This is a genomic window from Pelomonas sp. BJYL3 (assembly GCF_027257975.1).
Classification (GTDB): domain Bacteria; phylum Pseudomonadota; class Gammaproteobacteria; order Burkholderiales; family Burkholderiaceae_C; genus Roseateles_B; species Roseateles_B flavus.
On record NZ_JANZKX010000003.1, the window covers coordinates 726,963 to 736,399 of the forward strand.

The 9,437-nt window shown below is 60.9% G+C and carries 20 protein-coding genes; all 20 read right to left on the reverse strand.

Annotation, left to right across the window (positions count from 1 at the left end):
• Positions 1-8 precede the first annotated feature (8 nt).
• Positions 9-632 (reverse strand): 30S ribosomal protein S4, encoded by a 624-nt coding sequence (rpsD, locus tag O9Y01_RS12945; RefSeq protein WP_269631994.1) that lies wholly within the window; start codon positions 630-632, stop codon positions 9-11.
• 192 nt (positions 633-824) lie between these two features.
• The gene (rpsK, locus tag O9Y01_RS12950; protein WP_056194196.1) at positions 825-1,229 is read right to left on the reverse strand and encodes a 30S ribosomal protein S11; all 405 of its coding nucleotides are present in this window, start codon (positions 1,227-1,229) and stop codon (positions 825-827) included.
• A gap of 29 nt (positions 1,230-1,258) precedes the next feature.
• A complete protein-coding gene (rpsM, locus tag O9Y01_RS12955) occupies positions 1,259-1,624 on the reverse strand; it encodes a 30S ribosomal protein S13 (protein WP_269631996.1) in 366 nt (121 codons plus the stop codon).
• Positions 1,625-1,658: 34 nt separating this feature from the next.
• Entirely contained in the window at positions 1,659-1,772 is a 114-nt protein-coding gene (gene rpmJ, locus O9Y01_RS12960) for a 50S ribosomal protein L36 (protein WP_035036301.1), read from the reverse strand.
• 58 nt (positions 1,773-1,830) lie between these two features.
• Positions 1,831-2,049, reverse strand: coding sequence for a translation initiation factor IF-1 (gene infA, locus O9Y01_RS12965; RefSeq protein ID WP_009855680.1), 219 nt, complete (start codon positions 2,047-2,049; stop codon positions 1,831-1,833).
• 58 nt (positions 2,050-2,107) lie between these two features.
• The gene (secY, locus tag O9Y01_RS12970) at positions 2,108-3,418 is read right to left on the reverse strand and encodes a preprotein translocase subunit SecY (RefSeq protein WP_183104006.1); all 1,311 of its coding nucleotides are present in this window, start codon (positions 3,416-3,418) and stop codon (positions 2,108-2,110) included.
• Positions 3,419-3,438: 20 nt separating this feature from the next.
• Entirely contained in the window at positions 3,439-3,876 is a 438-nt protein-coding gene (rplO, locus tag O9Y01_RS12975) for a 50S ribosomal protein L15 (protein ID WP_269632000.1), read from the reverse strand.
• 25 nt (positions 3,877-3,901) lie between these two features.
• On the reverse strand, positions 3,902-4,084 hold the full coding sequence (gene rpmD / locus O9Y01_RS12980; RefSeq protein ID WP_183104004.1) for a 50S ribosomal protein L30: 183 nt from the start codon (positions 4,082-4,084) through the stop codon (positions 3,902-3,904).
• Positions 4,085-4,106: 22 nt separating this feature from the next.
• A complete protein-coding gene (rpsE, locus tag O9Y01_RS12985) occupies positions 4,107-4,625 on the reverse strand; it encodes a 30S ribosomal protein S5 (protein ID WP_183104003.1) in 519 nt (172 codons plus the stop codon).
• Between the two features lie 21 nt (positions 4,626-4,646).
• Positions 4,647-5,012 (reverse strand): 50S ribosomal protein L18, encoded by a 366-nt coding sequence (gene rplR / locus O9Y01_RS12990; protein WP_183104002.1) that lies wholly within the window; start codon positions 5,010-5,012, stop codon positions 4,647-4,649.
• 11 nt (positions 5,013-5,023) lie between these two features.
• Positions 5,024-5,557 carry a 50S ribosomal protein L6 gene (rplF, locus tag O9Y01_RS12995; protein WP_183104001.1) on the reverse strand — a complete coding sequence of 178 codons (534 nt, stop codon included), beginning with the start codon at positions 5,555-5,557 and terminating at the stop codon, positions 5,024-5,026.
• Between the two features lie 19 nt (positions 5,558-5,576).
• Positions 5,577-5,972, reverse strand: a complete 396-nt coding sequence (gene rpsH, locus O9Y01_RS13000; RefSeq protein WP_133605050.1) for a 30S ribosomal protein S8 — start codon at positions 5,970-5,972, stop codon at positions 5,577-5,579.
• Positions 5,973-5,995: 23 nt separating this feature from the next.
• Positions 5,996-6,301 (reverse strand): 30S ribosomal protein S14, encoded by a 306-nt coding sequence (gene rpsN / locus O9Y01_RS13005; protein ID WP_269632002.1) that lies wholly within the window; start codon positions 6,299-6,301, stop codon positions 5,996-5,998.
• 8 nt (positions 6,302-6,309) lie between these two features.
• Positions 6,310-6,849, reverse strand: a complete 540-nt coding sequence (gene rplE / locus O9Y01_RS13010; RefSeq protein ID WP_133605052.1) for a 50S ribosomal protein L5 — start codon at positions 6,847-6,849, stop codon at positions 6,310-6,312.
• Between the two features lie 10 nt (positions 6,850-6,859).
• Entirely contained in the window at positions 6,860-7,177 is a 318-nt protein-coding gene (gene rplX, locus O9Y01_RS13015; protein ID WP_269632003.1) for a 50S ribosomal protein L24, read from the reverse strand.
• Positions 7,178-7,202: 25 nt separating this feature from the next.
• Complete coding sequence (rplN, locus tag O9Y01_RS13020; protein ID WP_183103998.1) at positions 7,203-7,571, reverse strand: 50S ribosomal protein L14; 369 nt, start codon at positions 7,569-7,571, stop codon at positions 7,203-7,205.
• 312 nt (positions 7,572-7,883) lie between these two features.
• Complete coding sequence (locus O9Y01_RS13025; RefSeq protein WP_269632004.1) at positions 7,884-8,390, reverse strand: peroxiredoxin; 507 nt, start codon at positions 8,388-8,390, stop codon at positions 7,884-7,886.
• A 148-nt stretch (positions 8,391-8,538) separates the two neighbouring features.
• A complete protein-coding gene (gene rpsQ / locus O9Y01_RS13030) occupies positions 8,539-8,808 on the reverse strand; it encodes a 30S ribosomal protein S17 (protein ID WP_183103996.1) in 270 nt (89 codons plus the stop codon).
• A gap of 1 nt (position 8,809) precedes the next feature.
• Positions 8,810-9,004, reverse strand: a complete 195-nt coding sequence (rpmC, locus tag O9Y01_RS13035) for a 50S ribosomal protein L29 (protein ID WP_183103995.1) — start codon at positions 9,002-9,004, stop codon at positions 8,810-8,812.
• A gap of 14 nt (positions 9,005-9,018) precedes the next feature.
• Positions 9,019-9,435, reverse strand: a complete 417-nt coding sequence (gene rplP, locus O9Y01_RS13040; RefSeq protein WP_183103994.1) for a 50S ribosomal protein L16 — start codon at positions 9,433-9,435, stop codon at positions 9,019-9,021.
• Positions 9,436-9,437: the final 2 nt, after the last annotated feature.

Consider the following 9,437-nt stretch of genomic DNA (forward strand, 5'->3'; position numbering starts at 1 on the left):
CGAAAGAATTAACGCGAGTACAACTCAACGATCAGCGATTCGTTGATCTCAGCGCCGAATTCATCGCGATCCGGGGTCTTCTTGAAGACGCCTTCCATCTTGGAGGCATCGACCTGCACCCAAGCCGGCATGCCGATGGACTCGGCCAGCTTCAGGCTGTCCTGGATGCGCAGCTGCTTCTTGGCCTTTTCACGCACGGCCACGACATCACCGGCCTTGACCAGGTAGGAAGCGATGTTCACCACTTCTCCGTTGACGGTGATGCCCTTGTGCGAGACCAGCTGACGTGCTTCAGCGCGGGTCGAGCCGAAGCCCATGCGGTACACGACGTTGTCCAGACGCGATTCCAGCAGCGTCAGCAGGTTCACGCCGGTCGAACCCTTGCGGCGCTCGGCTTCAGCGAAGTAGCGGCGGAACTGGCGCTCCAGCACGCCATACATGCGCTTGACCTTCTGCTTTTCACGCAGTTGCAGGCCGAAGTCGGAGGTACGCTGACCCGAGGTACGGCCATGCTGACCGGGCTTGGTGTCAAACTTGGCCTTGTCGCTGATGGCGCGGCGGGCGCTCTTCAGGAACAGGTCGGTACCTTCACGGCGGGAAAGTTTGGCCTTGGGGCCGAGATAACGTGCCACTTTGCGTGTCCTTGTTCAATCTGACGCAAGCCCTTCCTAGGGCCCTGCGCGAGTCCGGCCCGTGTTTTTATAGGCTCGAACGGTGGGCTTCATGAGCAACAACCGGAGTTGCACTCAGCAAAACAGCCGGCGCGGCACTTTCGTGCCCGCCGGCGCGGGGAAACAGTCCGCGATTATCGCAGCAAAACCGTCTTAGATGCGACGACGCTTTTGCGGACGGCAACCATTGTGCGGGACAGGCGTCACATCCGAGATCGAATTGATGCGGATGCCCAGCGCTGCCAGTGCACGAACGGAGGACTCGCGACCCGGGCCGGGGCCCTTGATCTTCACGTCCAGGTTCTTGATGCCCTGCTCTTGAGCAGCGCGGCCGGCCACTTCAGCCGCCACCTGGGCTGCGAAGGGGGTCGACTTGCGCGAGCCCTTGAAGCCCTGACCACCCGACGAAGCCCAGGACAGGGCGCCGCCTTGACGGTCGGTGATGGTGATGATGGTGTTGTTGAAAGAAGCGTGGACGTGGGCGATGCCGTCAGCCACGTTCTTCCGAACCTTCTTGCGAACGCGCTGGGCAGCCGAGTTGTTAGGTGCTTTTGCCATGGTGAGCTCTCTTCAGGGTTGCCGCTGGATCACTTCTTGCCGGTCGGCGCAGCCTTGCGCGGACCCTTGCGGGTGCGGGCATTGGTGCGCGTACGCTGGCCGCGCATCGGCAGACCACGGCGGTGACGGAAACCACGGTAGCAACCCAGGTCCATCAGACGCTTGATGTTGATCGACATCTCACGGCGCAGGTCGCCTTCGATGGTCAGCTTGCCCACTTCCTCACGGATCTTTTCCAGATCGGAGTCATTGAGGTCCTTGACCTTCTTGTCGAACGGGATACCGCAAGCGTTGCAGATCTTCTGCGCGGTCGTACGGCCAATGCCGTAGATCGAGGTCAGACCGATCTCCGTGTGCTTTTGCGGCGGAATGTTGATACCAGCAATACGTGCCATTTGCGTCCTCTAATTCGCTCGTGTCGTGCAGCAATCAGCCTTGGCGCTGCTTGTGGCGCGGATCGGTACAGATCACACGCACCACGCCCTTGCGACGGATGATCTTGCAATTGCGGCACATCTTCTTGACGGATGCCGAAACTTTCATGGTCTGCTCCTTGACCTAATCTATTCGCTCAAACAGCGCGTCCGGGGGACAAATTCGCTCACTTCGCCCGGAACACGATGCGAGCACGACTCAAATCGTACGGCGTCAATTCAACGGTCACCTTGTCGCCAGGCAGGATGCGGATGTAGTGCATGCGCATCTTGCCGGAGATGTGACCGAGAACGACGTGACCGTTCTCCAGCTTCACTCGAAACGTGGCATTGGGCAGGTTCTCGAGAATCTCACCCTGCATTTGAATGACGTCGTCTTTCGCCATGCCTCGTTGTCGCTTCAGTTGGTACGGTTGTTGATGGATCGGCTGACCGAGCTGACGCTCAGTTGGCCTTGAAATTTGCCTTCTTCAGCAGCGATTCGTACTGCTGACTCATTACGTAAGACTGCACCTGGGCCCAGAAGTCCATGGTCACCACCACAATAATCAGCAGCGAGGTGCCACCGAAATAGAAGGGGACGTTGTACTTCAGCGTCAGGAACTCAGGCAGCAGGCACACACCCGTGATGTAGATGGCGCCCGCCATGGTCAAACGCGAAAGGATCTTGTCGATGTGCTTCGCGGTCTGCTCACCAGGACGAATCCCGGGGATGAAGGCGCCGCTCTTCTTCAGGTTGTCCGCGGTCTCACGGCTATTGAAAACCAGCGCCGTGTAGAAGAAGCAGAAGAAGACAATCGCAGATGCGTAGAGCAGCACGTAGATCGGCTGACCCGGACGCAGCATGTCCGCGATGTCCTTCAACCAGCGCATGCTGTCACCCGTGGCGAACCAGCTCACAAGCGTGGTCGGCAGCAGGATGATGGACGATGCAAAGATCGGCGGAATCACACCCGACATGTTCAGCTTGAGCGGCAGGTGCGACGATTGACCACCGTACACCTTGTTGCCCACCTGGCGCTTGGCATAGTTCACCAAGATCTTGCGCTGACCACGTTCGACGAAGACCACCAGCCAGGTGACACCGATGACGATCGCCACCACCACAAGGCAGGAGAAGATCGACATGGCCCCCGTACGCACCAGCTCCAGCAGGCCACCAATGGCGCCCGGCAGACCTGCAGCGATACCGCCGAAGATCAGGATCGAGATGCCATTACCCAGACCGCGCTCGGTGATCTGCTCACCCAGCCACATCAGGAACATGGTGCCAGCCACCAGGCTGCTGACAGCGGTCAGGCGGAAGCCGAAACCGGGCGCCAGCACCAGACCAGGCGAGCTTTCCAGCGCCAGCGCAATGCTGAGGCTCTGGAAGATCGCCAGGCCCAGCGTGCCATAGCGCGTGTACTGCGTGATCTTGCGACGACCTGCTTCGCCTTCCTTCTTCAGCGCTTCCAGGCTCGGCACCACATAGCCCATCAGCTGGATCACGATGGAGGCCGAGATGTAGGGCGTGATGCCCAGCGCGAAGACGGTAAAGCGCGACAGCGCACCGCCAGAGAACATGTTGAACAGGCTCAGGATGCCACCCTGCTGGCCCTTGAAGAACTGCTGAAGCTGGACCGGGTCGATGCCGGGCACGGGGATATGCGCCCCGATGCGGTAGACGACCAGAGCCAGCAACAGGAACACAAGCCGGCGACGCAGGTCACCGAACTTGCCGCTCTTGGCCAGTTGATTCGGGTTGGTAGCCACTGTTGCCTGATCCTTGAGCTTTACTCAGCTGCGACGGAGCCGCCAGCGGCTTCGATCGCGGCCTTGGCGCCAGCCGTTGCACCCACGCCCTTCAGCGTGACCTTGCGGCTGATCTCACCCGACAGAATGACCTTGACGGTCTTCGTCAGCTCGGGCACCAGACCGACAGCCTTCAGCGTCAGCAGGTCGATTTCGTCGCCGGCCAGGCCTTGCAGATCGCTCAGGGTGATCTCGGCGTTGAACGGCAGCGTCAGCGACTTGAAGCCACGCTTGGGCAGGCGACGATGCAGGGGCATCTGACCGCCTTCGAAGCCAACCTTGTGGAAGCCGCCAGCACGCGACTTCTGGCCCTTGTGGCCGCGGCCGCAAGTCTTGCCCAGACCGGAGCCGATGCCACGGCCCACGCGACGCTTGGCGTGCTTGGCACCAGCGGCAGGCTTGATGGTGTTGAGTTGCATTTCTAGTCCTCAGTTCGCGCCGTGCTTACAGCACCTGCACGAGGTAGGCGATCTTGTTGATCATGCCGCGCACAGCAGGCGTGTCCTCGAGGACACGGGTGCTGTTCATCTTGCGCAGGCCCAGACCGGTCACGGTGGCACGGTGCGAGGCACGGCAGCCGATCGGGCTGCGCACGAGCTTGACCGTCAGAGTTTTCTTGTCAGACATCTGTCTCTCCAATCCTGGCGACTCAGTTGAAGATATCTTCAACGGTCTTGCCGCGCTTGGCAGCGACTTCAGCGGCCGTGGTCGAGCGCTTCAGGGCGTCCAGGGTGGCGCGAACCATGTTGTAGGGGTTGGTCGAACCGTGGCTCTTGGTCACGATGTCGGTCACGCCCATCACTTCGAAGACGGCACGCATCGGGCCGCCTGCGATCACGCCGGTACCGGCAGGAGCCGGAGCCATCATGACGCGCGAAGCACCGTGCTCACCCACCACGTTGTGGTGGATGGTGCCGTTACGCAGGTTCACCTTGACCATGTTGCGGCGAGCCGATTCCATAGCCTTCTGCACGGCGACCGGAACTTCCTTCGCCTTGCCCTTGCCCATGCCGATACGGCCATCACCGTCGCCGACCACGGTCAGTGCTGCGAACGACAGCGTACGGCCGCCCTTCACCACCTTGGTCACACGGTTCACCGCGATCATCTTCTCGCGCAAACCGTCGTCACGACCTTCGTCCTGCACGCGGGGTTGAAACTTTGCCATGTTCATCAATCCTTTTTGCGCTTAGAACTGCAGGCCGGCTTCGCGGGCAGCTTCGGCCAGGGCCTTGATACGGCCGTGGTAGGCGAAGCCAGCGCGGTCGAACGCCACCTTCTCGACGCCAGCAGCCTTGGCCTTCTCGGCGATGCGCTTGCCGATCAGCGTGGCAGCGGCCACATTGCCACCCTTGCCTTCGCCACCCAGCTGGGCGCGGACGTCCTTCTCGGCCGTCGAGGCGCTGGCCAGGACGCGAGTACCATCTTCGGAGATGACGCTGGCGTAGATGTGCAGGTTGGAGCGGAAAACCGTCAGGCGGGCGACACGTTGCACTGCGATGCGGGCACGGGTCTGGCGCGAACGACGGATGCGCTGTTCTTTCTTGGTCAACATTGCGCGGCTCCTTACTTCTTCTTGGTCTCTTTGAGGGAGACCTTTTCATCGGCGTAGCGGATGCCCTTGCCCTTGTAGGGCTCGGGAGGACGGATGGCACGCACTTCGGCGGCAATCTGACCCACCACTTGGCGATCGGCACCCTTGATCAGGATTTCGGTCTGGGTCGGGCATTCCACCTTGATCCCAGCCGGCATGTCCTTCACCACGGGGTGAGAGAAACCGATCTGCAGGTTGAGCTTCTGGCCTTGAGCCTGGGCGCGGTAACCCACGCCAACCAGGTTCAGCTTCTTCTCGAAGCCCTTGCTCACGCCGTTGACCATATTGGCCACCAGGGCGCGGAAGGTGCCGCTCATGGCGTCAGCTTCAGCAGAAGCGTCAGCCGGGCTGAAGCTCAGCTTGCCGCCTTCGTTCTTGATCGCGACCAGGGGGTTGGCTGCACGAACCAGCGTACCCAGGGCGCCCTTCACGCTGATTTGCTCAGCGGAGATCGTCACATCCACGCCTTGCGGGAGTGCGACCGGCATTTTTCCAACGCGGGACATTGTCTGTCTCTCCTTGCGCTTAGGCGACGTAGCAGAGCACTTCGCCGCCGATACCGGCTTGACGTGCCTTGCGGTCGGTCATCACACCCTTGGGGGTGGTGACGATCGCCACACCCAGGCCATTCATGACCTGCGGGATGTCGTGGCGGCCCTTGTAGATGCGCAGGCCGGGACGGCTCACGCGTTCGATGCGCTCAATCACCGGACGCCCGGCGTAATACTTCAGCGCGATCTCGAGTTCGGGACGGGCTGCATCGCCACGCACCGCGAAACCGTCGATATAGCCCTCGTCCTTGAGGACCTTGGCGATCGCAACCTTCAGCTTGCTGGAAGGCATCACGACGCTGGCCTTCTCAACGCTTTGAGCGTTGCGAATGCGAGTCAGCATATCGGCGATAGGATCACTCATGCTCATACGAAATCTCCTAAACCTGCCGATTACCAGCTTGCCTTGACGACACCAGGAATGTCGCCCTTGAAAGCCAGTTCACGAATCTTGTTACGGGCCAGACCGAACTTGCGGAAGGTGCCACGGGGACGACCGGTCAGCTCGCAGCGGTTGCGCAGGCGAGTGGGGTTGGCGTTGCGGGGCAGCTTCTGCAGCTCCAGGCGAGCGGCGTAGCGCTCTTCATCGGACTTCTTGGAGTCGTCGATGATGGCCTTCAGTTCTGCATACTTCTTCGAGAACTTGGCGACCAGTTGTTCGCGCTTCAGCTCACGTTGCTTGATCGAGAGTTTTGCCACGGATCACCTCAGTTCTTGAACGGGAACTTGAACGCGGCCAGCAGGGCCTTCGCTTCGTCGTCCGTCTTGGCAGTCGTCGTGATGCTGATGTTCAGACCACGCAGAGCATCCACCTTGTCGTATTCGATTTCGGGGAAGATGATCTGTTCCTTGACGCCGATGTTGTAGTTGCCGCGGCCGTCGAAGGAACGACCGGAGATACCACGGAAGTCACGCACGCGCGGCAGGGCGATGGTCACGAAGCGATCCAGGAATTCATACATCTGGACGCCACGCAGAGTGACCATGCAACCAATGGGCACGCCGTCGCGGATCTTGAAGCCGGCGATGGCCTTCTTGGACTTGGTGACCACGGGCTTCTGGCCGGCGATCTTGGTCAGGTCGCCCACTGCGTGGTCCATGACCTTCTTGTCCGCCACGGCTTCACTGACACCCATGTTCAGGGTGATCTTGGTGATGCGCGGCACTTCCATCACGGACTTGTAGCCGAACTTCTCGGTCAGGCCGGGGACGACTTTTTCGCGATAAAACGCTTGCAAACGAGCCATGTCGAACCTCTTAAGCCTTGATCTCTTCGCCGGTCGACTTGTAGACGCGCACCTTCTTGCCGTCGTCGAGCAGCTTGATGCCCACGCGATCGGCCTTGCCGGAGGCGGCGTTGAAAATCGCCACGTTGGATTGATGGATCGGCATCGTCTTGTCGACCACGCCGCCGGTGGTGCCCTTCATGGGGTTGGGCTTGGCGTGCTTCTTCACGACGTTCACGCCGTCCACGATCAGGTGGTCAGCATCGACACGCGAAGCGACAACGCCCCGCTTGCCCTTGTCGCGGCCGGTCAGCACGATGACCTCGTCGCCCTTACGAATCTTGTTCATGGCAGTACCTTTGACTTGACGAGGCTTACAGCACCTCGGGCGCCAGCGACACGATCTTCATGAAGCGCTCGGTACGCAGTTCACGCGTGACCGGGCCAAAGATACGGGTGCCGATCGGCTCCAGCTTGGCGTTCAGCAGCACGGCGGCATTGCCGTCGAACTTCACCAGCGAACCGTCTTGGCGACGCACGCCCTTGGCGGTGCGCACGACCACAGCGCTGTAGACCTCGCCCTTCTTGACGCGGCCTCGCGGAGCAGCTTCCTTGATGCTGACCTTGATGATGTCGCCAATGCCGGCATACCGACGCTTGGAACCACCAAGCACCTTGATGCACTGAACGGACTTGGCGCCAGTGTTGTCCGCGACATCCAGTCGCGATTGCATTTGAATCATGTCTGTCCCCAACTTTTCCCGCCTCGACCTGCTGCGACCATCGCAACAGACCAAACCGGTCAGTCTTGGGCCCGTAAGCCTTTAGCACCCGCCGACACAGCTTGTGTATCAGCCAGCGCCTTCAGCGGTTGAGGGCGGATCCGAGGCCGAGACGCACCGCATGATGCGCCCAACGTTCGGCGAAGCATTAGATTGTGCCAGTGAAGTGGAAGCAATGTCAAGCGCCCACCGCACTGAAACTCGGACACCCCCTCTAAACAGCAGGGCGCCCGGTCTTGATCTGTGATGACAGCCTTGCGCTGCCGCGGAAGATCAGGCCTTGAGCTGCGCGAGCATGGTGTCTGCGCCGCTGACTTCAAACTTGCCGGGCGCTTCGACATTGATCGTCTTCACGACGCCGTCGACCACGAGCATGCTGTAGCGCTGCGAACGCAGGCCCATGCCGCGCGCCTGCAGGTCCAGGGTCAGCCCGGTGGCGCGCGTGAAGTCAGCGCTGCCATCAGCAATGAAGCGCACTTTGCCAGCCGCGCCGAGCTCGCGAGCCCAGGCACCCATGACGAAGGCGTCATTGACGGAGACACACCAGATCTCATCGGCGCCCGCAGCCTTGAGCGCGTCCGCCTGCTGGATGTAGCCGGGCGCATGCTGAGCCGAGCAGGTCGGCGTGAAGGCACCAGGCAGGGCGAAGATGGCAATCGTCTTGCCGGCAGCGGCCGCAGCAGCATCAAAGCCATTCGGGCCGATGGAGCAGCCATTGCCCTCCACTTCCACGTATTCCTGCACGGTGGCACTGGGCAGCTTGTCGCCAATCTTCAGCATGAGAGTCTCCTCAAAAGCAAAGCCCGGCGCATGCGCGGCCGGGCAGAAAGTAAAAAACGGTCGGCCGCCAGTATCACCAGCGATCCGACCGTTTGCAGGGTCTGCGGCGCAAGACCCCAGGGATCCTGCGCCTTTGACCAAAGAGGCCTTAGACGGCTTCTGCCTTCTCGACCAGGCGGGTCACGACCCAGCTCTTGGTCTTGGACAGAGGACGGCCTTCGGCGATCTCGACCACATCACCCATCTTGTACTCGCCCTTTTCATCGTGGGCGTGGTACTTGCGGGAACGGGCCACGATCTTGCCGTAGAGCTCGTGCTTGGTGCGACGCTCAACCAGGACCGTGACGGTCTTGGCGCGCTTGTCGCTCACCACGCGACCCACCAGGGTGCGGGTGTTCTTTTCTTGAGCTTGCGTCATATCAGGCCCCCTTCTTCTTTTCGGCCAGCACGGTCTTGACGCGAGCGATGTCGCGACGGATCTTGCCCAGCTGAGTCGTGTTGCTCAGCTGTTGGGTGGCCTTTTGCATGCGCAGGCCGAAGTGGGCCTTGAGCAGATCGGTCACTTCCTTTTCCAGGGCAGCGACATCCTTGCCACGCAGTTCAGATGCTTTCATGGTGATCTCTCCAATCAGAGGCCGACCTGGCGCGCCACGAAGGTGCAACGCAGGGGCAGCTTTGCAGCTGCCAGCGTGAACGCTTCGCGAGCCAGGGCTTCCGGCACACCGTTGATCTCGTAGAGCACCTTGCCGGGCTGGATTTCAGCGACGTAGTACTCCGGATTGCCCTTACCGTTACCCATACGGACTTCGGCGGGCTTCTGGGAGATGGGCTTGTCCGGGAAGATGCGGATGAAGATACGACCACCGCGCTTGATATGGCGCGAGATTGCACGACGAGCCGCTTCGATCTGGCGAGCCGTCAGACGGCCGCGCTCAGTGGCCTTCAGGCCGAAGTCACCGAACGACACATTGGCGCCGCGAGTGGCCACGCCAGTGTTACGACCCTTCTGCTCTTTGCGGAATTTGCGACGAGCGGGTTGCAGCATGT

Bases quoted from the DNA above. Each gene is read 5' to 3' on its own strand.
- rpmD (WP_183104004.1), bottom strand. From the start codon at position 4,084: ATGTCTGACAAGAAAACTCTGACGGTCAAGCTCGTGCGCAGCCCGATC.
- rpsM (WP_269631996.1), bottom strand. From the start codon at position 1,624: ATGGCACGTATTGCTGGTATCAACATTCCGCCGCAAAAGCACACGGAG.
- rplP (WP_183103994.1), bottom strand. From the start codon at position 9,435: ATGCTGCAACCCGCTCGTCGCAAATTCCGCAAAGAGCAGAAGGGTCGT.
- rpsE (WP_183104003.1), bottom strand. From the start codon at position 4,625: ATGGCAAAGTTTCAACCCCGCGTGCAGGACGAAGGTCGTGACGACGGT.
- rplE (WP_133605052.1), bottom strand. From the start codon at position 6,849: ATGGCTCGTTTGCAAGCGTTTTATCGCGAAAAAGTCGTCCCCGGCCTG.
- rpmC (WP_183103995.1), bottom strand. From the start codon at position 9,004: ATGAAAGCATCTGAACTGCGTGGCAAGGATGTCGCTGCCCTGGAAAAG.
- rpsQ (WP_183103996.1), bottom strand. From the start codon at position 8,808: ATGACGCAAGCTCAAGAAAAGAACACCCGCACCCTGGTGGGTCGCGTG.
- rplN (WP_183103998.1), bottom strand. From the start codon at position 7,571: ATGATTCAAATGCAATCGCGACTGGATGTCGCGGACAACACTGGCGCC.
- rpmJ (WP_035036301.1), bottom strand. From the start codon at position 1,772: ATGAAAGTTTCGGCATCCGTCAAGAAGATGTGCCGCAATTGCAAGATC.
- rpsH (WP_133605050.1), bottom strand. From the start codon at position 5,972: ATGAGCATGAGTGATCCTATCGCCGATATGCTGACTCGCATTCGCAAC.
- rpsK (WP_056194196.1), bottom strand. From the start codon at position 1,229: ATGGCAAAAGCACCTAACAACTCGGCTGCCCAGCGCGTTCGCAAGAAG.
- rplF (WP_183104001.1), bottom strand. From the start codon at position 5,557: ATGTCCCGCGTTGGAAAAATGCCGGTCGCACTCCCGCAAGGCGTGGAT.
- O9Y01_RS13025 (WP_269632004.1), bottom strand. From the start codon at position 8,390: ATGCTGAAGATTGGCGACAAGCTGCCCAGTGCCACCGTGCAGGAATAC.
- rplX (WP_269632003.1), bottom strand. From the start codon at position 7,177: ATGAACAAGATTCGTAAGGGCGACGAGGTCATCGTGCTGACCGGCCGC.
- rplR (WP_183104002.1), bottom strand. From the start codon at position 5,012: ATGTTGACCAAGAAAGAACAGCGCATCCGTCGTTCGCGCCAGACCCGT.
- rplO (WP_269632000.1), bottom strand. From the start codon at position 3,876: ATGCAACTCAACACCATCAAGCCTGCCGCTGGTGCCAAGCACGCCAAG.
- infA (WP_009855680.1), bottom strand. From the start codon at position 2,049: ATGGCGAAAGACGACGTCATTCAAATGCAGGGTGAGATTCTCGAGAAC.